The 22,323-nt window shown below is 68.5% G+C and carries 21 protein-coding genes; 15 read left to right on the top strand and 6 right to left on the bottom strand.

Translation table 11 applies throughout. The features are described 5' to 3' along the window. Positions 1-15: 15 nt before the first annotated feature. A complete protein-coding gene (locus tag ACIWQI_RS11805) occupies positions 16-1,611 on the bottom strand; it encodes an isocitrate lyase (protein WP_396657642.1) in 1,596 nt (531 codons plus the stop codon). 34 nt (positions 1,612-1,645) lie between these two features. Beyond that, positions 1,646-3,316 (bottom strand): malate synthase A, encoded by a 1,671-nt coding sequence (gene aceB / locus ACIWQI_RS11810; protein WP_396657643.1) that lies wholly within the window; start codon positions 3,314-3,316, stop codon positions 1,646-1,648. A gap of 113 nt (positions 3,317-3,429) precedes the next feature. On the opposite strand from aceB, the gene ACIWQI_RS11815 reads away from it, so the two are divergent. Then, positions 3,430-4,872: a helix-turn-helix domain-containing protein gene (locus ACIWQI_RS11815; RefSeq protein WP_396657645.1), complete on the top strand. Its 1,443-nt coding sequence runs from the start codon at positions 3,430-3,432 to the stop codon at positions 4,870-4,872. 27 nt (positions 4,873-4,899) lie between these two features. On the opposite strand, the gene ACIWQI_RS11820 is transcribed toward ACIWQI_RS11815, so the two are convergent. Both ACIWQI_RS11820 and ACIWQI_RS11825 read right to left on the bottom strand, forming a co-directional pair. After that, positions 4,900-5,310, bottom strand: a complete 411-nt coding sequence (locus ACIWQI_RS11820; protein WP_396657647.1) for a RidA family protein — start codon at positions 5,308-5,310, stop codon at positions 4,900-4,902. Then, complete coding sequence (locus tag ACIWQI_RS11825; RefSeq protein WP_396657648.1) at positions 5,307-6,035, bottom strand: SDR family NAD(P)-dependent oxidoreductase; 729 nt, start codon at positions 6,033-6,035, stop codon at positions 5,307-5,309. The genes ACIWQI_RS11820 and ACIWQI_RS11825 overlap by 4 nt, the downstream gene beginning before the upstream one ends. A gap of 207 nt (positions 6,036-6,242) precedes the next feature. Between ACIWQI_RS11825 and ACIWQI_RS11830 the strand changes: the two genes are divergently transcribed. The 14 genes from ACIWQI_RS11830 to ACIWQI_RS11895 all read left to right on the top strand — a co-directional run bounded on the left by ACIWQI_RS11830 (position 6,243) and on the right by ACIWQI_RS11895 (position 19,237). After that, positions 6,243-7,169: an alpha/beta fold hydrolase gene (locus ACIWQI_RS11830; RefSeq protein WP_396657650.1), complete on the top strand. Its 927-nt coding sequence runs from the start codon at positions 6,243-6,245 to the stop codon at positions 7,167-7,169. Positions 7,170-7,179: 10 nt separating this feature from the next. Further along, positions 7,180-7,611, top strand: coding sequence for a nitroreductase family deazaflavin-dependent oxidoreductase (locus ACIWQI_RS11835; RefSeq protein WP_396657652.1), 432 nt, complete (start codon positions 7,180-7,182; stop codon positions 7,609-7,611). A gap of 312 nt (positions 7,612-7,923) precedes the next feature. Further along, a complete protein-coding gene (locus tag ACIWQI_RS11840) occupies positions 7,924-8,844 on the top strand; it encodes an ABC transporter substrate-binding protein (protein WP_396657654.1) in 921 nt (306 codons plus the stop codon). Positions 8,845-8,966: 122 nt separating this feature from the next. Next, positions 8,967-9,473 carry a MarR family winged helix-turn-helix transcriptional regulator gene (locus ACIWQI_RS11845; protein WP_396657655.1) on the top strand — a complete coding sequence of 169 codons (507 nt, stop codon included), beginning with the start codon at positions 8,967-8,969 and terminating at the stop codon, positions 9,471-9,473. Between the two features lie 25 nt (positions 9,474-9,498). Further along, the gene (locus ACIWQI_RS11850; RefSeq protein ID WP_396657657.1) at positions 9,499-10,335 is read left to right on the top strand and encodes an ABC transporter permease; all 837 of its coding nucleotides are present in this window, start codon (positions 9,499-9,501) and stop codon (positions 10,333-10,335) included. Between the two features lie 3 nt (positions 10,336-10,338). Next, positions 10,339-11,115 (top strand): ABC transporter ATP-binding protein, encoded by a 777-nt coding sequence (locus tag ACIWQI_RS11855; protein WP_396657658.1) that lies wholly within the window; start codon positions 10,339-10,341, stop codon positions 11,113-11,115. 31 nt (positions 11,116-11,146) lie between these two features. After that, the gene (locus ACIWQI_RS11860) at positions 11,147-12,214 is read left to right on the top strand and encodes a carbon-nitrogen hydrolase family protein (RefSeq protein WP_396657659.1); all 1,068 of its coding nucleotides are present in this window, start codon (positions 11,147-11,149) and stop codon (positions 12,212-12,214) included. 163 nt (positions 12,215-12,377) lie between these two features. Continuing rightward, positions 12,378-13,529 carry a M24 family metallopeptidase gene (locus tag ACIWQI_RS11865; RefSeq protein ID WP_396657661.1) on the top strand — a complete coding sequence of 384 codons (1,152 nt, stop codon included), beginning with the start codon at positions 12,378-12,380 and terminating at the stop codon, positions 13,527-13,529. Then, entirely contained in the window at positions 13,526-14,554 is a 1,029-nt protein-coding gene (locus ACIWQI_RS11870; protein WP_396657662.1) for an aminopeptidase P family N-terminal domain-containing protein, read from the top strand. The genes ACIWQI_RS11865 and ACIWQI_RS11870 overlap by 4 nt, the downstream gene beginning before the upstream one ends. 17 nt (positions 14,555-14,571) lie before the next feature. Next, the gene (locus ACIWQI_RS11875) at positions 14,572-15,651 is read left to right on the top strand and encodes an ornithine cyclodeaminase family protein (RefSeq protein ID WP_396657664.1); all 1,080 of its coding nucleotides are present in this window, start codon (positions 14,572-14,574) and stop codon (positions 15,649-15,651) included. Beyond that, positions 15,648-16,163 carry a 3-isopropylmalate dehydratase gene (locus ACIWQI_RS11880; protein WP_396657666.1) on the top strand — a complete coding sequence of 172 codons (516 nt, stop codon included), beginning with the start codon at positions 15,648-15,650 and terminating at the stop codon, positions 16,161-16,163. The genes ACIWQI_RS11875 and ACIWQI_RS11880 overlap by 4 nt, the downstream gene beginning before the upstream one ends. Further along, positions 16,163-17,431: an aconitase/3-isopropylmalate dehydratase large subunit family protein gene (locus ACIWQI_RS11885; protein ID WP_396657668.1), complete on the top strand. Its 1,269-nt coding sequence runs from the start codon at positions 16,163-16,165 to the stop codon at positions 17,429-17,431. The genes ACIWQI_RS11880 and ACIWQI_RS11885 overlap by 1 nt, the downstream gene beginning before the upstream one ends. A gap of 28 nt (positions 17,432-17,459) precedes the next feature. Continuing rightward, entirely contained in the window at positions 17,460-18,719 is a 1,260-nt protein-coding gene (locus ACIWQI_RS11890; protein ID WP_396657703.1) for an aconitase family protein, read from the top strand. Continuing rightward, the gene (locus tag ACIWQI_RS11895) at positions 18,719-19,237 is read left to right on the top strand and encodes a 3-isopropylmalate dehydratase (protein ID WP_396657670.1); all 519 of its coding nucleotides are present in this window, start codon (positions 18,719-18,721) and stop codon (positions 19,235-19,237) included. Before ACIWQI_RS11890 ends, ACIWQI_RS11895 begins: the two co-directional genes overlap by 1 nt. A gap of 29 nt (positions 19,238-19,266) precedes the next feature. Here the strand turns inward: ACIWQI_RS11895 and ACIWQI_RS11900 are convergent, their stop codons facing one another. Both ACIWQI_RS11900 and ACIWQI_RS11905 read right to left on the bottom strand, forming a co-directional pair. Continuing rightward, a complete protein-coding gene (locus tag ACIWQI_RS11900; RefSeq protein ID WP_396657704.1) occupies positions 19,267-20,583 on the bottom strand; it encodes an NAD(P)/FAD-dependent oxidoreductase in 1,317 nt (438 codons plus the stop codon). A gap of 144 nt (positions 20,584-20,727) precedes the next feature. After that, the gene (locus ACIWQI_RS11905) at positions 20,728-22,275 is read right to left on the bottom strand and encodes a PucR family transcriptional regulator (protein ID WP_396657672.1); all 1,548 of its coding nucleotides are present in this window, start codon (positions 22,273-22,275) and stop codon (positions 20,728-20,730) included. Between the last annotated feature and the right edge of the window lie 48 nt (positions 22,276-22,323).

The following is a 22,323-nucleotide window of genomic DNA, read 5'->3' on the forward strand; positions in this document are numbered from 1 at the left end:
TGTCGTCCGCCGTGCTCAGGCGAACTGGTTCATGGTGTTGTCCTTGCCGCCGGCCTTGAGGGCCGCCTCCCCGGCGAAGTACTCCTTGTGGTTGTCGCCGATGTCGCTGCCGGCCATGTTCTGGTGCTTGACGGTGGCGATGCCCTCGCGGATCTCGCGGCGCTGCACACCCCGGACGTAGGCGAGCATGCCCTCGTCGGCGAAGTAGCCTCTGGTCAGGTCATCCGTCGACAATGCGGCCGTGTGGTAGGTCGGCAGGGTGATGAGGTGGTGGAAGACGCCGGCGCGGGCGGAGGCGTCGCGCTGGAACGAGCGGATCTTCTCGTCGGCCAGCCGCGCCAGCTCGGTGTCGTCGTAGTCGACGCTCATGAGGTTCGACCGGTCGTACGCGGAGACATCCCGGCCCTCCTCGACCATGCGGTCGAAGGCCTGCTGCCGGAAGTTGAGGGTCCAGTTGAACGACGGGCTGTTGTTGTAGACGAGCTTCGCGTCCGGGACCTCCGCGCGGATGCGCTCGACCATCCCGGCGATCTGCTCGACGTGCGGCTTCTCGGTCTCGATCCACAGCAGGTCGGCGCCGTGGCGCAGCGCCGTGATGCAGTCGAGCACGACGCGGTCCTCGCCGGTGCCGGGGCGGAACTGATAGAGGTTGCTGGCCAGGCGCCTGGGGCGCAGGAGCCGTCCCTCGCGTCGGATGACGACATCGCCGTCGCTGAGCGCCGCTTCGGCGACCTCCTCCACGTCGAGGTACGAGTTGTACCGGTCGCCCAGATCGCCGGGCTCGCGGGAGACGGCGAGCTTCTGGGTGAGCCCGGCACCCAGCGAGTCGGTGCGGGCGACGATGATGCCGTTGTCGATGCCGAGCTCGAGGAACGCGTACCGCACGGCGTTGATCTTCGCGAGGAAGTCCTCGTGGGGGACGGTGACCTTGCCGTCCTGGTGGCCGCACTGCTTCTCGTCCGAGACCTGGTTCTCGATCTGGATGGCGCAGGCGCCCGCCTCGATCATCTTCTTGGCGAGCAGGTAGGTCGCCTCCGGGTTGCCGAAGCCCGCATCGATGTCGGCGATGATCGGCACCACGTGGGTCTGGTGGCTGTCGATCTGCGACTGGATGAACTCGGCCGCGGTCTCGTCGCCCGCGGCCCGCGCCTCGTCGAGCCGGGTGAACAGCAGGTCGAGCTCGCGGGCGTCGGCCTGGCGCAGGAACGTATAGAGCTCCTCGATGAGCGCAGGGACCGCCGTCTTCTCGTGCATCGACTGGTCGGGGAGAGGACCGAACTCGGAGCGCAGCGCGGCGACCATCCAGCCGGACAGGTACAGGTAGCGCTTGTTCGTGGTCTTCAGGTGCTTCTTGATCGAGATGAGCTTCTGCTGCCCGATGAAGCCGTGCCAGACGCCGAGCGACTGGGTGTACACGGACGGGTCGGCGTCGTACTCCGCCATGTCGCGGCGCATGATGTCGGCCGTGTACTGTGCGATCTCCAGTCCGGTCCGGAACCGGTTCTGGGCGCGCATGCGGGCGACGTACTCGGGGTCGATGGCATCCCAGCGCGAGCCGTGGTCGGCCTTCAGCGCCGCGACGGCGTCGATGTTCTCCTGGTAGGCGGTCATGTCGTGCTCCTTGTTCGCGGGGTGGCTCGGGATCTCACTCGGTCTCGACGAGGTGCTTGGCGTACGCGCCGAGCGTGAGGAAGGCCGGGAAGTCGGCGCCCAGCGCCACCTCGCGGAAGACCTCGGCGGCGTCGTCGAACCGATCGCCGTCGCTGCGGGAGACCTCGCCGAGCACCGTCGCGATGAGACCCTCCACGTACTCCCGCGTGATCGGCGTGCCGTCCTCGGTCCTGCGGTCCTGGTGGATCCACTGCCACACCTGGCTGCGTGAGATCTCGGCGGTCGCGGCATCCTCCATGAGGTTGTCCAGCGCCACCGCGCCCAGTCCCCGCAGCCACGCCTCGATGTATCGGATCGCCACCGACACGTTGTCGTGCACGCCCTGCGCGGTGATCGGCCGGCCGATGTGCACATCCAGCAGCTGCTCCGCGATCTCCTGTTCGCTTGCGCCGAGCCCCGTCGAGGTGTCGCGCTGACGGTCCACCTGGTTCGGACGGTCGCCCAGGACGGCGTCGAACTCGGCCTGCGCCGTCGCGATGAGGTCGGGGTGGGCCACCCACGTGCCGTCGAACCCGTCGCCGGCCTCGCGCTTCTTGTCGGCGGCCACCTTCTCGATGGCGCGCGCGGTGACCTCGGGGTCACGGCGGTTCGGGATGAAGGCGCTCATGCCGCCGATCGCGTAGGCGCCGCGCTTGTGGCACGTTGTCACGAGAAGCTCGGTGTACGCGCGCATGAACGGCACGGTCATGGTCACTTCGCTCCGGTCGGGCAGCACGAAGCGCGCGCCGCGGCCGCGGTAGTTCTTGATGATCGAGAAGATGTAGTCCCAGCGGCCGGCGTTGAGCCCGGCGGCGTGGTCGCGCAGCTCGTAGAGGATCTCCTCCATCTCGAAGGCGGCGGGAAGCGTCTCGATGAGGACGGTCGCGCGGATGGTGCCGTGCGGGATGCCGAGGTAGTCCTCGCTGAACGTGAAGACGTCGTCCCACAGCCGGGCCTCTTCGGCGCTCTCCAGCTTCGCGATGTAGAAGTAGGGGCCGCGGCCGCTCTCGATCAGGGCCGTCGCGTTGTGGAAGAAGTACAGTCCGAAGTCGACGAGCGACCCGGAGGCGGCCATCCGCCGTCCCGCTCGGTCGGTGAACTCCAGGTGCTTCTCGGTGAGGTGCCATCCGCGCGGGCGCATCACGATCGTCGGGGTGCGGTCGGCGGTCACGCTGTACCGCCTGCCGTCGGGGCTGGTGTACTCCAGCTCGCCCCGGATCGCATCCCGAAGGCTCAGCTGCCCCTCGATCACGTTCTGCCACGTGGGGGAGGTCGCGTCCTCCTGGTCGGCGAGCCAGACCCGTGCGCCGGAGTTGAGCGCGTTGATCGTCATCTTCGGGTCGGTCGGGCCGGTGATCTCGACCCTGCGGTCCTCCAGGCCCGGACCGGCTCCGGCCACCCGCCAGTCGGGGTCGCTGCGGATGTGCGCCGTGTCGTCGCGGAAGCGCGGGTCGTGGCCGTTGCCGATCTCGAAGCGACGGCGCATCCGGTCGGCGAGCCGGTCGTGGCGGCGGCCGCTGAAGCGATGGTGCAGCTCGGTGAGGAAGGCGACGGCCTCGGTCGTGAGGATCTCGTCGTAGCGCGGTCGCAGCGCGGCGACGATCTCGATCGCGGGACCGGCGCTGGTTCGTGTGGCGGGCGCTGTGCCCATGGCGGTGAGTGTCATGGCCCTTCCCTTCAGTGAGGCGTGACACCACTCTGAGTGAAGATCGGAGTTCGCCATCGACGAATCCGTTGTGAAGTTTCGTCGATCTTCTGTTTCTGTGACAGACTCGCCGGATGGACATCGCCGAGGAACTGGATTCGCTGACGATCGGACGCCGTATCCGGCAGCTGCGCACCGAGCAGGGCATGACTCTCGACGACCTCGCGGCGGCCGTGGGCCGGGCGCCCAGCCAGCTGTCGATGATCGAGAACGGCCGGCGCGAGCCGAAGCTCACGATGCTGCAGGCGATCGCGCGTGCCCTCGGGTCCACGCTGGACGCGCTGCTGGAGACCGAGCCGCTGGACGAGCGTTCGGCACTCGAGATCGCGCTCGAGCGCGCGATGCAGGGGCAGACGTTCCGGTCGCTGGGGATCGAGCCCTTCCGCGTCGGCAAGTCGGTGCCCACCGGGGCGCTGAAGGCGCTGCTGGCCCTGCAGGGCGAGATCGACCGGCTCAAGGACGAGCGTGCCGCCACCCCGGAAGAGGCCCGCCGCGCGAACGTCGCGCTGCGGCGGCTCATGCGCACGCAGGACAACTACTTCCCCGAGCTCGAGGCGCGCGCCCGAGACATCCTCGCGGCCGTCGATCATCCGGGCGGTCCGCTCACCCAGCGCACGACATCCGACATCGCCGCCCACCTCGGGTTCACGATCCACTACGTCCCCGACCTGCCCCAGACCACCCGCTCGGTCGCCGACATCCGGCACGGGCGGCTGTACCTGTCGAGCCGGCTGACTGCCAAGGGCGACCCGCGCACCGCGGTGCTGCAGGCGCTGTCGAGCCGCATGCTCGACCACTCCGAGCCGCGCAGCTACGCCGAGTTCCTGCGCCAGCGGGTGGAGACGAACTACCTCGCGGGGGCTCTGCTGATCCCCGAGGCGCACGCGGTGCCGTTCCTGCAGGAGGCGAAGAAGGACCGCGCGATCTCGATCGAGGACCTGCGCGACGCGTACTCCGTCTCGTACGAGACCGCGGCGCACCGGTTCACCAACCTCGCCACGGTGCACCTGGGCATCCCGGTGCACTTCCTCAAGGTGCACGAGTCGGGCACCATCACCAAGGCGTACGAGAACGACGACGTGAACTTCCCGACCGACCGGCTCGGGTCGATCGAAGGCCAGCTGTGCTGCCGGCGGTGGACGTCGCGCGTCGTCTTCGACGTCGACGACCGGTTCAACCCCTACTACCAGTACACCGACACGGGCAACGGCACCTACTGGTGCACGGCGCGCGTGGAGACCTCCAGCGAGGGAGCGCACTCCGTGTCGGTGGGGGTGCGCTTCGACGACACCAAGTGGTTCCTCGGTCGCGACACCCCCCACCGCGGGGTGTCGAAGCACTCGGTCGAGGTGTGCTGCCGGCGGGCGCCCGCCGACCTCGAGGCGGCGTGGCGCCACAACGCCTGGCCGAACGTGCGCACCCCGCGCACCCTGCTGGCGACCCTGCCCACCGGCGCCTTCCCCGGGGTCGACACGACCGACGTGTACGAGTTCCTCGAGGCGCACGCCCCCGGGTAGGGCGGGGCGGGCCGGTCAGCGGGGTGGCTAGGTCGGCAGCGCAGCGATGGCTTCGATCTCGACGAGCTGATCATCCGACATGAGCTGGGCGACGACCATCGTGGATGCCGGCGGCGGACCGCTCGAGAACCGCTGACCGCGCACCCTCCCGACCACCGGGCCGTCGGCGCGGTCCTGCAGGTAGACGGTCAGCTTGATCACATTCTCCAGGCTTCCCCCGATCTGACCCAGTGCGTCTTCGATTCCGTCCAGGATGTGCTCGGCCTGAGCCGCGGCGTCTCCGGGTGCGACGGTGGCGCCCTCGGCGTCCTTGGCCGTGAGCCCGCTGAAGAAGACGACCCGTGAGCCGGCGGGGACCGCGTACGCCGTCGTCAGGGGGACCGGCATCCGTATCCGGGTCGTGTCCACGGCCTGCGCCGGACCGCGAAGAGCGCTCACGGCGCGACCTCGCGAGGCGCCCTGGGCAGCGATCCTTCGCGCGTGACGAGCGAGTTCGTCATCGTCGCGAAGTCCGACAGCAGGAACATGACCGGGCCCACGACGTCCTCGGGCTTGTCGAGCTTGCTGTAGTCCGCATCCGGGTTGGAGCCGCGGAACTGCGGCGTGTCGATGATGCCCGGACGGAGCATGTTCACCCGGACGCCGTAGGGCTGCACCTCCTTCGCGAAGGTGTGCGCGAAGCCCGCGACCGCCCCCTTCGATGCGGTATAGGGCGAGGAGTTCGGCTTGCCCATCTCGGCTGTGCCCGAGACGAAGAGAATGATCGACCCGCTCTGCTGCTTCATCATCACCGGTGCCGCCGCCTTGCACGCCCAGAACACGCCTTCGACGTTGATCGCCAGAACGCGGCGCAGCTCCTCCGGCGTCATATCCACGACCGGGATGAGGGGTTGGACGATCGCGCAGCACACCAGGCCGTCCAGTCGTCCTTCGGTCTGGGCGATCTGAGCGATCGCGGCCGTAGTGGCGTCATGGTCCGCGACGTCGACCGGGAGGTAGCTGATGTTCGCGTGCTCCGCGGCGACCTCGGTGCCGAGGCGGTCGTTGATGTCCAGGATCACCACCCGCGCGCCGGCCGCCGCCGCGGCGCGTGCCGTGGCCGCGCCGATCCCACTGGCGCCGCCGGTAATGGCGATCACCTTGCCGCTGAAGTCGAACGTCATCGTGACCCTCTTTCCCTTCTCTGGGTTGTCGTCATCTCACGTACCGTCCATGGGGGCGACATCGTCGGCCATGGAAGCTAGTTCGGTGACCTGGTATTCTGGTAGCCTACGTAATCCGCTCACTATTCGGCAAGGCCGGGGGCGGCGGTAGGACGAAGGCGTTCGGCTCGCGGCAGTGCCGCCCCGACCAGGCAGGGTGGAAGAGGAATGATTCACGAACGGTATGTCGACGTCGGGGACATTCGAACCCGCTACTTGGAGAGCGGCGACGGTGCAGAGGTCGTGGTGCTGATCCATGGCGGCGGGCTGGACTATCGGTGTCTCGCCGACGCCGATGAGTGGCGCACCGTGATGGACCGGCTCACGGAGCGTGGCTTCCATGTCTTCGCGATCGACCGGATCGGATGCGGGCACACCGACAGTCCGCGTCGCGACTCGGACTACTCCGCGCGGGCGACCATCGATCACCTCGACGCAACGCTTCAGGTGCTGGGCATCGAACGCTGCGCGCTGGTGGGGCACTCCCGAGGGGCCCTCCCCGCGGCCGTCATCGCGATGAATCGCCCGGAGATGGTCAGCGCTCTCGTCCTCGTGGACAGCCAGACGCTCGCGCAGGAGGACCCGGTCGTCCCGGCGGGGTTCTATTCGCAGTTCTACGATGGCGACGAGGATCTGCCGAACCCGGAGAACGCCCGGGAAGCCATCTCGCGGAATTCGCACAGTGATACGACGGAGTCGATCCGGGAACTGATCGCGCAGCGCCGGAGCAAGCTGAACGTTCCACAGCACCCCGACCGCCCCTTCGTGCCGAGTGCCGTGCGACGGGCCGCGCGACTCAATCGCGAGGTGTTCATTCCTGACGTCCGCCAGACGAAATACGAAGCCCTCGCGCGAATCCGCGAAGGCGAGCTGCGGACTCCGACACTCCTGATATGGGGCTTGAACGATCCCTCAGCCCCGTTCAAAGTGGGCGCGAACCTGTACGAGTTCATGGGCCTGTTCGTTCCCGACATCGAGTTCCTCGCCTTCAACCGATCCGGCCACTACGTGCACATCGAGCGCGTCGACGAATTCGTCGCACGCGTCGCCGGCTACCTGCAGGGCATCCCCGTCAGCGGTCGCGTCGCCATGTGAGTGTCGCTCGATGGACCCTCGTGACCGCGACCTCGCACATCGGCGGGCTCGCGACGGCGAAGTGATCCGGGAGTTCCGATCCTCGATCCGAAGCGACCGGCGTGCGCCGGTGAACCTGCTCCTCATCCATACCGTGGGAGCCAAGAGCGGTGTGCCCCGCGTGACTCCGCTCACGTGCGCGCTCTCCCGCGAAGGATGGCTGGTCGCTGCCGCGAAGGCCGGATCTGCGCGCAACCCCGGGTGGTATCACAATGCCGTGGCCCATCCGGATCTGACGGTGGAGGTCGCCGGCGAAGGTGCCGTTCCCGTTCGGGCCGTCGAGCTGCACGGACGCGCGCGCGACCTGGCCTGGCGGAGGCTGCTGGAGGTCAACCCGAGGCTCCGAGGCTATGCGAGGCGCACGACGCGTTCGATCCCCGTGCTGCGCCTCATGCGACGGTGACAGGTCGTCTGCGGTGTTCTTGACACACCCGAGCGGATGGCCTAGACATATTATAGCTCGTTGACTATCAGGACACCTAACAGGTCCGGAGTCGGGCGCTGGGTCGGCGGCGATCCAGCTTTTGCAGAGAGGCAGATCGGTGATTCGTCTACCGGCTGGCGAGAGATTGGATTCGAGATGAAGGTTGAGAGATCGGTCGGCGCATTCGTCATCGCCTTGGCGACGGCGGCCGCCCTGGTCGGATGTGCGTCCGGCTCAAGCACCCCGTCGAGCACGGAGGGACAGCCCACAGACGGCACCGACACGTGCCCCATGCCCACCGAGGTCGTCACGGCGACGATCGCGACCGGACCGGGCATGCAGGACTTCGTGATCAAGCACGTCAAGGATGCCGAGCTGGACAAGAAGTACAACCTGAACCTGGATGTCCGCTCGTTCCAGAACCCGACCGCGACGGCACCGGCGATCGTGCAGAAGGCGGTCGACTTCGGCTTCGGCGGCCTGCCGACCATGGTGCAGGCGAGGGCGACGGGATCGGACGTCATCATCATCGGTGCGCTCGCGATCGCCAACAACGGCGTGTTCGTCTCCGAGGACTCCCCGTACCAGGATCTTTCGGAACTGGAAGGCAAGCGCATCGGCTCGTTCTCGCCCACGAACGGCGCAGTCGGTTCGATCGTGCAGGCCTATACCGAGAAGGCGTACGGGTTCAACCTCTTCGAGGAGGCGGAGGGCGAGGTGCACGTCGCGCCGGACGCCGCTCTGCTCGGCCTCATGGACAACGATCAACTGGATGTCGTCGTGCTCGGAGCGGACGGAGGCGCACTGCAGCGGGCAGCGGGGGAGAACCGGATGATCGTCGACCTCGGCGTGGACTTTCCCAAGGAGTTCGGATTCGACGCGGTCTATCTGTCCCCGGTGACGACCGAGTCGTACGCCGCTGAGAACTGCGGGGCGGTGCGCGCGTTCACCAGCGCCCTCCACGACGCGCTCGTCGACATCACCGAGAACTCCGAGGTCTGGAGCACGTACGCGGAGGCCGTGGGGCACCCGGACAAGGCGGAGGCCTTCCACGATGCGTACACCGCGTCGCTGCTCACCGAGTACGGTCCGGAGCAGGTCGAGAGCATGGAGAAGCTGATGGAGGCGATCACGCCGTTCCTGAACCCGGACTTCCCGACCGAGGTCGACCCGGACCTGTTCTCGCTTGATTACCTTCCCTTCGAGGAATAGATCTGGATGCTGTCACGCGGTGGAGACTGCCGGATATGCGCAGAGCATCCACCGCGTGACAGCCGATCGGACTGCGACCTGACCGCATGACCCGAGTCCACCATCCAGGGAAGTGGGAACACGTGACCGAAAAAGTCGAAGAGCATGCCGCGGACGGCGCAGCCCGTGACGGCTTCCTGCTCGATCAAGACCTCCTCCTCGCCCTCCCGGCGAGGCTCAACCGGATCCACGGGATCATCCTGCAGCAGCTCGACGTTCCCCTGACCTTCCGCCAGTACCGGACGATCTCGCGCGTCGCGTCGGGCTACACCTCGATGAGCGAGCTCGCTGCCCGCGCGAACCTCACGATGGCGGCGGTGTCGGAAGGCGTGTACACGCTCGTCAAGCGCGGGTTCCTGAGTGCGGTCCCCGGGGTGGAGGATCGCCGCACGGTCGTTCTGAAGGCGACCCAGGAGGGGATCGACGCCGTCAACGCCGGCACGCAGGCCCTCCAGAAGTTCTGGTCCTTCCTGTTGGAAGACATCGGTGAAAGCGAGCGCGAAGCGCTGTTCGGCGTGCTGGAGCGCCTCTACTGGCGCGCGACGGAGTTCTACAGCGGAGAAGCGAATGAGAAGAAAGGTGGGGAGTGAGCACGTGTCTCAGAGTTCCGCTGCGGTGAGCGCAGGACGGGAGGACGGCGTCCTCGTCGACCACACGACAATGGCGCGAGAGAAGCGCGCCCGACTCATCAGGGGCACGCGCAATCGCATCTTCTCGGTGCTCGCGCTCCTGGTGCTGTGGCAGGTCGCATCGATGGCGATGGACTCCTCGGTGCTCCCGAGCCCGATCCAGGTCCTCGCCCAGCTCGGGGAGAACCTCACCGAGCCCAACACCTACTATCAGCTGTACATCACGATCATGCGCGTCATCCTGGGCATGGCGCTGGGGGTCACCAGCGGCATCATCGCCGGTGTGATCATGGGGCTCTCCCGGCTCGGCGAGGAACTGCTGGACGTCTGGGTGCTGGCGCTGTTCACCATCCCGGCGATCGTCTACGGAATGCTGTGCCTGCTCTGGTTCGGCCTCAATGACTGGGCCGCGATCATCGCCGTCGGCGCGGGTGTGATGCCTGCCATCGCGATCAACATGTGGCAGGGGACCAAGGCGATCGACAGGGATCTCATCCACATGGCGCGATCGTTCCGGTTCTCCCGCCGGTCGGTCATCACGCGCGTGGTGCTCCCGCAGCTCATCCCCTACATCCTCGCGGCCCTGCGCTATGGCCTGGGCATCTCCTGGAAGATCGTGACCGTGGTCGAGCTGCTCGGTCTGTCCAGCGGCGTCGGATACACCCTGAACTTCTGGTTCGGAAACTTCAGCATGGTGCAGGTGATGGCGTGGACGCTGCTGTTCACCGTGACGCTGCTGATCATCGAGTACGGAATCCTCAAGCCGATCGAGGCTCATCTGACGCGGTGGCGTCCCGTCGCGCAGACGCAGAAGGGTGCGTGAGACATGGCATATCTGGAGATCGCCAACCTCAACAAGAGCTTTCCCCGCGCAGGGGCGCCGCCGCTCGAGGTGCTCGCCGATCTGAGCACCGCGGTGGATGAAGGTGCCCTCCTGTCGATCCTGGGGCCGTCCGGGTGCGGCAAGTCCACGCTGCTGAACATCATCAACGGTCTGGACGATGCGACCCGGGGGAGCGTCACTCTGGCTGGGACCCGCGTGACCACCCAGACCCGCTCCAACGTCAAGATCTCCGTGGTGTTCCAGCAGCCGCGTCTGCTTGCCTGGCTGACCGTCAGGCAGAACGTCGCACTCCCGCTGAAGGAGATGGGTCTGCAGAAGGACGAGATCGCCTTCCGCACCGATCGCTACCTGCGATTGGTGGGACTCGAGGAATTCGCCGAGTACTTCCCGCTGCAGCTGTCGGGCGGCATGCAGCAGCGTGTCTCCCTGGCGCGTGGCCTCGCCATCGAGCCCGACCTGCTCCTGGCTGACGAGCCGTTCTCCGCCCTCGACGAGTTCTCGGCGCGTCGTCTGCGGCAGGAGTTCGTGCGCATCTGGGCCGAGACGGGCAAGACGATCCTGTTCGTCACCCACAACATCCGCGAGGCGGTCTTCCTGTCCACGCGGGTGCTGATGATCACCACCCGTCCGGCGAGCGTCCACCTCGAAGTCGACGTCGACGTCCCGCACATGCGGCACCCCGACGACGACACGCTGTTCGCCCTGGAGAAGCAGATCACGCGAGAGTTCCTGCAGATGGAGGGTGAGGCCGTCGCCTAACATCGCGGACGCAGAGGAGCGGAGAGAGAGTATGGGCGATCGCAATCCGGTGGTCCGGCTGGCAGCCGTTCAGGCGGCCTCCGTGTTCCTGGACCGCGAGGCCTCTGTCCAGCGCGCCGCGGAGCTGGTGCGGGAGGCGGGGAGGCAGGGAGCCGAGATCATCGTGTTCCCCGAGGGGTTCGTCCCCGCACACCCGATCTGGTATCAGTACCATCCGGCGATGGGCCCCCTCGCCACGGGCCTGAGCGCGGAGCTGTTCCGGAACGCCGTCGAGGTCCCGGGGCCGCATCTGGATCCGGTGGGCGCCGCCGCGAAGGACGCCGGCGCGTATGTCGTCCTCGGTGTCTGCGAGCGCGCGGCGGGAACGCACGGAACCCTGTACAACACGCAGGTCTACTTCGGCCCCGACGGTGACTACCTGGGCAAGCATCAGAAGCTGGTCCCCACGGTCACCGAGCGCCTCGTCCACGGGCCCGGGAGTGCGGCGACCTTCGGTGCGCGGGCAAGCCGATTCGGCCAGATCAGCTCGCTCATCTGCGGCGAGAACTCGAATCCGCTGGCGGTGTTCGCCCTCATCGCGGAGAACACGCGCATCCACACGATGAGCTGGCCTCCGACATTCGGGCCCGGCGGACAGCCGATCCGCGCGCGCGTCGAGAACGCCGCGATCGCGTTCGCACAGATGGCGAAGTGCTTCGTGGTCGCTGCATGCGGCGTCGTCGACGAGGAGACGATCTCGGCGTTGAGCGTGACCGACGACCAGGCAGCCTTCCTGCGGTCCCCGCAGGCGACCGGTGGCTCGGTCATCGTCGCTCCTACGGCGGAGGTCATCGCGCGGGCGACCGACGAGGACGGGGACCAGATCGTCGTCGCGGACGCCGATCTCGGCAGCGCGATACGAGCGAAGTTCGTGGCGGACATGGCCGGTCACTACAACCGCCCGGATGTCTTCACCCTCCGTGTGGACCGGACCCAGCGACGGCTGTACGAGCCGGTCGGTGACATCTCCCCACCCCCGGGCGAGGGCTCCCCTCCCATTCCCGCAGGGGGGTCGGATCTCGGGGCCGAAGTCCCGGTCGCGGAGGCCGAACCCGGGTGAGGCGGTCCGAAGCGCCGCCCCGTGCGCAACGGAGCCGGCGCGTGGATACAGCGCGCCCGGAGATCATGTAGGGTGCTTTATAGTCAGGACACTGTAGTATCAAGGAAGCGGCCGGCGCCGACCATCGACGACCGGCCTCGGCAAGAGGAAGGCGGAGCGTGGCGTGAAGGAACTGACCCTCACGGATGAGGATGTCGTCGAGGTCGACACCCGTCGGGCAAAGCTGCGCGCAGCCATGGCGGAGGCCGGGCTGGACGCACTTCTCGCCTATGCGCCCGCGTGGAGACGCGAGAACGTCCGCTACCTGACCGATACCGCCATCGGCGGTGCGGCGGCGTTCGTGCTCCTGACGCACGACGACTCGACGGCGTTCTCCACGAGACTCGCCGACATCACGCCGCTGCGCCGGTCGGGCTGGGTCTCCCGAGCCGAGGTGGTCGCGCTGCCCGAGGTCGAGGCGCTGTCCGAAGCGCTGCGGGCGGCCGGCGTCCGCCGGATCGGCGTGGGCCACCTCGAGCTGCTGCCTCTCGGATTCGAGCGGGCGATCCGCGAGGCCGTGCCGGACGCGGAGATCGTCTCTGCGACGCGGCTCTTCGACGCTGCGCGCATGGTGAAGAGCGAGTGGGAGCTGCGACGGATGCGCGAGGCGGCACGCGTCTCGGACGCGGCGTGGCAGACGTTCGTCGCGGTGCTCGAACCCGGGATCGCCGAGTACGAGATCGTCGCGGCCGTCGAGAGCGAGATCAAGCGCCTCGGTGCAGAGGACAACTTCATGCTCATCGCCTCCGGCCGCGACGAGGTTCTGGGCATGACGCCTCCGAGCCGGCGGCGCGTCGAGCTCGGCGATATGGTCCGCACGGAGCTCACCCCGCAGACGGGCGGCTACTGGCTGCAGATCTGCCGCTCGGTGACGGTCGGCCCGCCCTCCGCCGACCAGCAGCGCTCCTTCGAGCTCTTCCACGAGGCGGCCGAAGCCGGGGTCGCCGCGGTCCGCCCCGGCGTGACGGCCCATGAGATCGCGGTCGCCGAGAACGACGTGTTCCGCAAGCACGGCTACGGCGAGTACTGCTCCGACCGGTGGACGCGGGTGCGGGGGCACGGGCTGGGCCTGCATCTCGACGAGTTCCCGATCATCGAGGGAAACCACACGGTCATTCCGGAGGGGGCGACGTTCATCATCCACCCGAACACCTTCACGCCGATCGCCGGCTACCACGTGTTCGGCGACCAGGTGGTCGTCACCGCCGACGGTGCAGAGCAGCTGGTGCAGACCGAACGTCGACTGTTCTCATCCGACGAAGGGAGCCTTCGATGAAGCGCGGACTCGTGGTCTTCGACCACGACGAGGTGAGCGAGACCGAGTGGGACGGGCGTGCGCGTCGCGTGCAGGCGGAGATCCGCGATGCGGGCGTGGACCTCGCCCTGGTCTACAACGACGTCTCGCGCGGCGACGACATCGGGTACCTCACGAACCTGGTCATCTACTGGAACGAGGGCGTGCTCGCCATCCCGGCGACCGGCGACCTGACGTTGCTCACGAAGCTCTCGATGCGGGTCTTCCCGTGGATGAAGCGCAACTCGACCCTGGACGACATCCGCAGTGGCCGTGCGATCGGCGGACTCGTCGCCGACTACGTGGCGGGCCGCGAGCCTGGAAGGATCGGCCTCATCGACGCCGACCTCTGGCCCGCGGCCATCGTGGACGAGATCGCTCTGGCGACGCCCGGGTGGGAGCTCGTGACGCTCGGCTCGATCGTGCGCGACCACCGGAGCATCCCGTCGTCCGCCGAGCTCGCGCTTCTGCGCGATGGCGCCGCAGTCCTGCGTGATGCGCTCACGGAAGCAACGGTTCCGGGCCTGGGCGCCCGGGAGCGAATCGCCGCGCTGGAGAGGACCGCGCGCGGCGGGGGCTTCGTCGACATCCTCTTCCGCAATGCGGAGGACGGAGATCACGTCACGGTCGAAGCTGCCGGCGAGTATCGCCACGGGTGGCTGCTCGTCGGCCGCACGTTCGGGCCGGAGCCGTGGCTGGTGGCTCTCGTGCGCGCGCGGGATGCGTCGCTCGAGGTCCTGCGCGCCGGTGCATCGTGGCGCGAGGTCGAGGAGGCCGCCCTCGCCGCGCTGGACGGCATCCCTGCGGACGCCGTCTCCGGCATCCGCTGGATCAGTCAGGCGGACTTCGCCACCGGGGGCGAGCTCCTGCCCGCGCCCACGCATGGGCCAGCGGATGGCGAGGTGGCGGCGATCGTGATCGAAGTCATCGACCCGACCGGGGTCCGCAGCGTACTCACCGACACCGTGCTGGTGACCGGCACAGGCGTCGAGCCCCTGACCTTCTGAAACCTGAGGAGATCGACATGAGAATCCTTTCCAACGCCGATGTGGAGCAGCTGCTGAGCCCGCAGGACGTCATCGAGGTGCTCGAGGTCGCGTACCGCGAGCTCGCACAGAACCGCGGCGCCAACCGACCACGCAATCACACATATTTCCCGGTCGAGGACGAGCGGCATCCCGGCTTCCGGTTCCGCTTCAAGTCCCAGGAAGGTGGAAACATCTCCAGCGGTGTCTGGGGCACGCGCATCACCTCCGACATGGTCGGCGTCGAGACGCTCCCCACCGGGGAGAAGCGGCGGCGTCTGCTTCCCGTCGCGCCGGGTGGCAAGTACGTCGGTCTCGTCACGCTGTTCAGCCTGACGGAGCTTGCACCACTCGCCATCATCCACGACTCCGTGATCCAGAAGTACCGGGTCGGAGCGACCACCGCTCTGGGCATCCGCGAGTTGGCGCGCGAAGACGTCACAGTGGCCGGGATGTTCGGAGCGGGCTGGCAGGCGGCGGCCCACATCGAGACGCTCCTGCTCGTGCGTCCCGACATTGAGGAGATCCGCGTGTTCAGTCCGACGCGTGAGCGCAGGGAGAGGTTCGCGACGGAGTGGGCCGCGAAGACCGGTCGCAACGTGATCGCCGTCGAGGAGCCGAGGCAGGCCGTGGTGGGATGCGGCATCATCACCGCGGCGACCGCCGCGATGGACCCGGTGTTCGACGGCAGCTGGATCGAGCCAGGGACCCATGTGTCGTGCATCACGAGCCCCGACGGTACGGCGACGCGCCGCGAACTCGACGACACCGCATTCGATCGCGCCGACCGCATCGTGGTGTTCTCCCGTGAGCAGGTGCACCACGACAGCCAGTTCGACATCCTCGGGCCCGTCGAGCGGGGCCTCAAGAGCTGGGAAGACATCCAGGAGATCGGCGATGTTCTCGTCGACCCGACGCCGGCGCGTGCGCACGAGGACGACATCACGATCTTCGCCAACAACACCGGAATGGGCATTCAGTTCGCGGCCGTCGGAGCACGGATTCTCGAGCTCGCCGAGGAGCGCGACCTCGGTCATGTGATCCCCACCGACTGGTTCCTGGAGGAGACGACGCCGTGAGCACCATCGCCGACGACCGCCTGGGCGGCCGGAGCATCGTCTTCGGCGACAGCGTCAACACCGACGTCATCATTCCGGGACGTTACTTGGTGAGCATCGATCCTCAAGAACTCGCCAAGCACGCCTTCGAGCCCCTCGGCCCCGAGGTGCAGGAGCGGCTCTACGCCAGTCCTGTCGTCGTCGCCGGCAGGAACTTCGGATGCGGCAGCGCTCGCGAGCAGGCCGCGACCTGCCTGATCGGCGCAGGAGTCAAGGCCGTCGTGGCGCGCTCGTATTCGCGGGTGTTCTTCCGAAACGCCATCAACACCGGCCTCGTCGCTGTCGAGTGCCCCGCGGCCGTGGACGCGATCGCCGAGGGCGACGAGGTGTGGGTCGACTACAGCGCCGGAACGGTGACCGTCGGCGACGTCGACCACCCCTTCACGCCCTTCCCGCCGGTGCTGCGGGAGATCCTCGAAGCGGGCGGATTGGTGCCGCACCTGATGAGCAAGTTCGCCAAGGAGAAGAGCTGATGGGAAAGACTTTCGCCGTCAAGGCGTTGGAGCGGGCCTCGGGTGAGAGCGGGCTGGTGCCGGGGCAGATCGTCGATGCCTATCCCGATCTGTACATGAGTCATACCGCGACCTGGCGCTGCATCAAGACACTCGAGCGCATGGGATGGCCGGAGCTGTTCGACAGGGACCGCATCGCGATGGTGATGGACCATATCTCGCCCGCGTCGACCTCGAAGATCGCCGGCGACCACCGCATGTCGCGGGAGTTCGCCGACCGGATGGGGATCAAGAACTTCTTCGACGTGAACGCGGGCATCGCGCACATCGTCCTCATGGAGCACGGGCTGGTGAAGCCGGGAGACCTCATCATCGGCACCGATTCGCACTCGACGATCTATGGTGCCCTCGGCGCTCTCGGCACCGGCGTGGGCTTCAGCGAGATCACCGCCGCCTGGGTCACCGGGAAGCTCTGGATGCGGGTGCCGGAATCGATGAAGGTGCTCGTGAAGGGACCGCTCCCGGAGGGCGTCTACCCGAAGGACGTGATGCTCAAGCTCATCGGTGACATCACCGCCGATGGTGCCACCTATTTCTCGGTCGAGTTCCACGGTGACTGGGTGGAGTCCCTGTCCACGTCGGAGCGGATGACCCTGTGCAATCTCGCAATGGAAGCGGGGGCGAAGAACGCGGTCGTCCCGCCGGACACAGAGACGATGCGGTACCTGGCGGAGCACCGCGTCGACACGGGCACTGTGCAGCCACTGAGCTCCGACCCTGACGCGGAGTTCGCCAGGTCGATCGAGGTCGACGGGAGGACGCTGGAGCCGCAGATCGCGGTGCCGCACAACGTCGACGACGTGGTGCCCATCAGTGACGTCGCCGGCACCAAGGTGGACCAGGTGTTCATCGGCTCGTGCGCCAACGCGAAGTACGACGATCTGGCCATCGCCGCACGATTCCTGAAGGGGAAGAGGATCGCCCCCGGGGTGCGTCTGGTCGTGACCCCCGCGTCCGCCGACATCATGGCCAAGGCGGCCGCCGACGGCATCGTGACCACCCTGATCGAGGCCGGTGCCCTCCTCACCAACCCTGGCTGTGGCGCATGCGCAGGCAGCGGCGGCGCCATGGCTGACGGGGAAGTCACCCTCTCGACCGCGAACCGCAACTTCCGCGGACGGATGGGCAGCTATGAGTCGAGCATCTACCTGTCCAGCCCGGCGGTGGCGGCGGCGTCCGCCGTCAGCGGGGTCATCACCGACCCTCGACCGGTGCTGGCCGGAGCATGAAGGCGACAGGAGGGATGCTGAAGTGAACATGGTTGAGAAGATCCTCGCCCGCGCGAGCGGGAGGGAGTCCGTCAGTCCCGGCGACGTGGTGGTCGCCGACGTCGATCGACTCGTGATGCACGACCTCAGCGCGTACCTGACGAGCAAGGTGTACGACAACCGGATCGGTGGGGAGCTGCCTCATCCGGAACGCGTCGTGACGGTGTTCGACCACCATTTCTCCCCGCCGACGGAGCATCAGGCGGACGTCTTGAATGCGAACCGCGAGTGGACCAAGCGGCGAGGCACCCGTCTGTTCGACTGCGGGAGTGGCAACATCCACAACGTCCTCATGCAGCACGGGCTGGCGCTGCCGGGGCAGATCGTGGTCGGGTCGGACAGTCACACGCCCGTTCACGGGACGGTGGGCGCCTTGGCAGTCGCGCTCGGCAACGACTCGCACGCCGGGACTGTGATGCCATTCGGCAAGGCGTGGTTCCGGGTGCCCGAACTGGTCCAGATCGTTCTGACCGGCGACCTGCAGCCCGGCGTTACGCCTCGCGACATCGCGCTGTGGCTGGTGAAGGAGCTCGGCGAGGGCTCGGTCATCTACAAGGCGCTCGAGTTCACCGGGGAATTCATCACACGGCTGGACTTCTGGGACCGCTGGCTGTTCCCGGTGCTCTGCGTGGATCTCGGAGCGAAGTGCGGTTACGTCGAGCCGGACGAGGTCACGCGTGCTTTCGTCGAGACCCTCCCCGGCGGGAGGTCGGCAGAGATCATCAACGGAGACGGCGACCCGGTCGAGGACGTGCGGCGCTTCGATGTCAGCGGAGTGGGCCCGCAGGTCGCTGCTCCGCCGACGGTCGGCAATGTCCTGGACGTCGCCGACCTGGTCGGGACGCCGGTGCAGTGGACCGAGCTGGGCGGCCACAGCGGCGGAAGGCTAAAGGACTTCGTTCTCGCCGCGGAGGTGCTGCGCGGTCGCCGGATCCATCCTGACGTGAGGCTGAATCTGGTGCCCGGAAGCCGGGAGGTCTTCCGTCAGGCCCTCGAGCTGGGACTCGTAGCCGAGCTCCACGAGGCGGGCGGCACCTGGTTCCCACCGAGCACCGGGTCCAACCAGATGGTCAACATGGGTGCGATGTCCGCCGGAGAGGCGATGATCTCGACACATGCTCGGAACTTCCCGGGCCGCAACGGGAGCACGAAGTCGTCGATGTACCTCGCCGCCGCTCAGACGGTCGCCGCATCCGCCCTGGTCGGGGCGATCGCCGACCCCCGCGACCACTCAGCCGAGGAGGCATGATGGGCGAGTTCATCACCCGCTACGAGGGCCGCTGCTGGAAGTTCGGGTCCAACATCCCCACGGATGCCCTCGTCAAATCGCAGTACGTCTTCGAGCCGATGGAAGAGATCGTCCGGCACGTCCTGGAAGACCAGAATCCGCGCTTCCCGCGCGAAGTGCAGCCGGGTGACATCGTGGTGGCCGGGTTCCACTTCGGCCAGTCGTCGGGGCGGGCGATCGCGGCCAAGGCCCTTCAGGCCACCGGAATCGGCTGCGTCGTCTCGGACGCCTTCTCGCGCACCTTCTACCGCAACGCCTTCGAGATCGGGCTGCCGTCGCTGGAGGTGCCCGATGCGACCGAGATCGTCGAGGACGGCGACGTCGTCATTGTCGATATCGCCGAGGGATTCTTCCGCAACGACACCTCCGGACTGGAGCGACGAGTGCCCGCTGCCTCTCCGTTCCTCCTGCGGATGCTGGCGGCAGGTGGCCTCATCGCCCTCACGCAGAGCGATCCGGATTGGGCAGGCGTGAACTGAGAGGAATGACCTCGTTTCGGGAGCCCCGGTCAGCGCCCGGCGACCGCGTCGGCGACCTTGGCCGGCCAGGCGGTGCGACCGGACGTACGGGATGCCTCGATCCGGTCGGCCGTGCCGTAGGCCGTGTAGATCGCGTTGACGGCGAGCCAGCGCAGCGGCTCGACCTCCCATCGCTTCGCGCGGTGCCCGACCCAGGGCAGGCGCACGAGCTCGGTGTCGCGCCCGAGCACCAGGTCGGCCAGGGTCCGCCCCGCGAGGTTGGTCGCGGTCACGCCGGTGCCGACGTAGCCGCCGGCCCAGCCGATGCCCGTGCGGGCATCGAGGCCGACCGTGGCGGCCCAGTCCCGAGGGACCCCGAGCACACCGGCCCAGGCGTGGTCGATGGGTGCGTCGGCCGCGGCGGGGAAGAAGCGGCGCAGCAGCGCGGTCAGCGTCGCGATCGTGCGCTCCTGCGTCGCCCCGTCTGTGTCGACGCGCGATCCGTGCCGATAGGGCACCCCGCGGCCGCCGAAGGCGATGCGGTCGTCCGCGGTGCGCTGGGCGTACATGTAGACGTGCGCGAAGTCGCCCAGGGTCTCGCGGCCCTCCCAGCCGATCTGCGCCCACACCTCCGCCGGCAGGGGAGCGGTCGCGATCATCGACGAGTTCATCGGCAGCCACGTGCGGTGCTCTCCCTTCAGGTCGGCCGTGAATCCCTCGGTCGCCCGCAGGATGTGGGGCGCGCGCACAGTGCCGCGTGCGGTGATCGCGCGTCCCGGCACGATCTCGCGCACGCGCGTGCCCTCGTGGATCGTGACGCCGAGGCGCTCCACGGTCTCGGCGAGACCGCGAACGAGCTTGGCGGGATGGATGCGCGCGCAGTGCGGATGCCACAGGCCCCCCACAGCACCGGCGATCCGGATGCGCTCGGCCGTCGCCGCGGCATCCAGCACCTCCACGTCGGTGTGCGGCCACTGCGCCTCCCCCTCGGCGAAGGCACGCAGCCGCGCCAGCTGCGGAGCGGATCGGGCGACGCCCAGCTCTCCGCCCTTGACGATGTCGGCGTCGATGCCCTCACGCGCGGCGACCGCGATCACCTCGTCGACGGTCTCGTTGAGCGCCCGCTGCATCGCCGCGCCGCCCTGCGCGCCGTAGCGCGTGCGGCCCCCGGTCACGGAGTTGGTCAGCCACCCGCCGTTGCGGCCTGAGGCGCCGAATCCGGCGAAGCGCTGCTCGAGCACGACCACGCGCAGGTCGGGCTGCAGCGCCTTGAGGTAGTACGCCGCCCACAGACCCGTGTAGCCTCCGCCGACGATCGCGACATCGGCGTCGCGGTCCCCCTGCAGAGCGGGTCGCTGCTGCGGCATCCCGAGCTGCGTCCACCAGAACGACACATTTCCGTTCACCGTCACCCGTCCATTGAACACGCCGCGAGGCGACGTCGGAAATGCGGAGAGTGCGCGAATCCGCGCGGGATCCGGGCACTTTGTGCGGACGCGGGCCGGTCGAGGTCACGGTGGAGGAGGAGAGCGATGCCGGCGCTGCGGCGAGAGCTGGAGAGCCGCCCAGACCTCGGCCCGGGCGGGGAAGCCCGACAGGTCGGTGCCCAGCAGCCGCCCCGCCTGGGCGACCCGGGCGCGCACGGTGTGCCGGTGCACGCCGAGGGCTTCGGCGGTCGCGTCGTTGCGCGCGTCGTGCTGCAGCCACGCGCGCAGGGTCGCCTCCAGCTGCCCGCCCGCGCCGTCATGGGCGCGCAGCGGGGCGAGCATCGCCTCGGCGCGCAGGCGCGCGGCATCCGAGTCGATCGCGGCCAGGACACCGGATGCGGCGGCCTCGCCGAATCGCGACACGCCGCCGTCACCCAGGCGCAGCGCGTGCGCGGCCTGCGCCTCCAGTCGCACCAGTTCCTCCCAGCCGCCGGGCGCCGACACCCCGATGCGCACCCCGAACCGCTGCGCCAGCTGTTCGGGCAGCCGCTGCGCGGCCGCATCGCGTGCGCCCGTGACGACGACCACGCCCGCTCCGCCGGGCGCGTAGAAGACGCCGCGCCCCGCCCTGCCGTCGAGGAAGTCGCGCACGGCGGGCCCGGACTCGTCGGTGACCGCGACCTGCACCGGCTCCGCCGGCAGCGGCCCCCACACCTCGCGCACGACATCTTCGACGAGCGCCACCTCGCCGCCGCGCAGGGTGCGCAGCAGCGCCGCCCGCAGACGCCGGAACGCCGAATCGAGCTGCTCTGCCTGGCTGAACGCGAGCTCGGCCATCGCCACGACCGCGGTCACCACGCCGCGGGCCTCCTGGTCGAGGTCGGTGTCGCCGATCGCCAGGACGCCCCGCAGGTGACCGCTGCGTCCGAGGGTGAGCAGCGTGAACGGCATGCCTCCCGCGCTCAGGGTCGAGCCGGAGGCGCTGTCGCGCCGCAGCGCGGCGGCGACCTCGGCGGCGAGGGCATCGGCGACGGTCCGATCGAGCGGAGCGGGATGCCGGTGCCTCACCGCCCCGGTCGCGTCGAACAGGCCCACCCAGGCGTCCAGGCGCCGGGAGAGCTCGTCGAGCGTGGCATCCAGCCCGTCCGGCCGCAGGGCCGCCACGGCGACGGCGCGCTGCGCGGCGAGCGCCCAGGAGCGCCGGGAATACGCCTGCGCGGCCACGGCCTCGGCGTTCGCCCGGGCGACGGCGATGAACGGCGTGCGATACGGCACTTCGAACAGCGGCACGCCGCGCTCGCGGCAGGCCTCGATCAGCTCGGGCGGGATGCCCTCGCGGACCACCTCCGTCCCGAAGCCCAGCCCGACCACCCCCCGTGCGGCCAGACGCGCCACGTACCCCTCGTACGCCGGGTCGTCTGCGAGGAACTGGGTCCCCGTGGTCAGCAGCGCGAGTCCCTCCGACAGGAACGGCGTCGGATCGGCCAGGTCCGAGCTGTGCACCCAGCGCACCGGGCGGTCGAGGGCGCCCGGTGCCAGGTCCTCCTCGTCGCTCACCAGACGCAGGCGCAGCTCGCGGCGGCGCAGCAGCGCTCGCAGCGTGGGCGCTCCGGTGGGTGGGGCCGCGGGCATCCCGCTCCTGTCCTGGTGTACAGAGTGACTTGCTCGACTGTACATCGC

Origin of the sequence: Microbacterium sp. (assembly GCF_044508325.1) — a bacterium.
Taxonomy (GTDB): domain Bacteria; phylum Actinomycetota; class Actinomycetes; order Actinomycetales; family Microbacteriaceae; genus Microbacterium.

Bases quoted from the DNA above. Each gene is read 5' to 3' on its own strand.
- ACIWQI_RS11860 (WP_396657659.1), top strand. From the start codon at position 11,147: ATGGGCGATCGCAATCCGGTGGTCCGGCTGGCAGCCGTTCAGGCGGCC.
- ACIWQI_RS11840 (WP_396657654.1), top strand. From the start codon at position 7,924: ATGCCCACCGAGGTCGTCACGGCGACGATCGCGACCGGACCGGGCATG.
- ACIWQI_RS11895 (WP_396657670.1), top strand. From the start codon at position 18,719: ATGGGCGAGTTCATCACCCGCTACGAGGGCCGCTGCTGGAAGTTCGGG.
- ACIWQI_RS11890 (WP_396657703.1), top strand. From the start codon at position 17,460: ATGGTTGAGAAGATCCTCGCCCGCGCGAGCGGGAGGGAGTCCGTCAGT.
- ACIWQI_RS11805 (WP_396657642.1), bottom strand. From the start codon at position 1,611: ATGACCGCCTACCAGGAGAACATCGACGCCGTCGCGGCGCTGAAGGCC.
- ACIWQI_RS11835 (WP_396657652.1), top strand. From the start codon at position 7,180: ATGGACCCTCGTGACCGCGACCTCGCACATCGGCGGGCTCGCGACGGC.
- ACIWQI_RS11855 (WP_396657658.1), top strand. From the start codon at position 10,339: ATGGCATATCTGGAGATCGCCAACCTCAACAAGAGCTTTCCCCGCGCA.
- ACIWQI_RS11870 (WP_396657662.1), top strand. From the start codon at position 13,526: ATGAAGCGCGGACTCGTGGTCTTCGACCACGACGAGGTGAGCGAGACC.
- ACIWQI_RS11830 (WP_396657650.1), top strand. From the start codon at position 6,243: ATGATTCACGAACGGTATGTCGACGTCGGGGACATTCGAACCCGCTAC.
- ACIWQI_RS11885 (WP_396657668.1), top strand. From the start codon at position 16,163: ATGGGAAAGACTTTCGCCGTCAAGGCGTTGGAGCGGGCCTCGGGTGAG.
- ACIWQI_RS11900 (WP_396657704.1), bottom strand. From the start codon at position 20,583: ATGCCGCAGCAGCGACCCGCTCTGCAGGGGGACCGCGACGCCGATGTC.
- ACIWQI_RS11875 (WP_396657664.1), top strand. From the start codon at position 14,572: ATGAGAATCCTTTCCAACGCCGATGTGGAGCAGCTGCTGAGCCCGCAG.
- aceB (WP_396657643.1), bottom strand. From the start codon at position 3,316: ATGACACTCACCGCCATGGGCACAGCGCCCGCCACACGAACCAGCGCC.
- ACIWQI_RS11825 (WP_396657648.1), bottom strand. From the start codon at position 6,035: ATGACGTTCGACTTCAGCGGCAAGGTGATCGCCATTACCGGCGGCGCC.
- ACIWQI_RS11905 (WP_396657672.1), bottom strand. From the start codon at position 22,275: ATGCCCGCGGCCCCACCCACCGGAGCGCCCACGCTGCGAGCGCTGCTG.
- ACIWQI_RS11815 (WP_396657645.1), top strand. From the start codon at position 3,430: ATGGACATCGCCGAGGAACTGGATTCGCTGACGATCGGACGCCGTATC.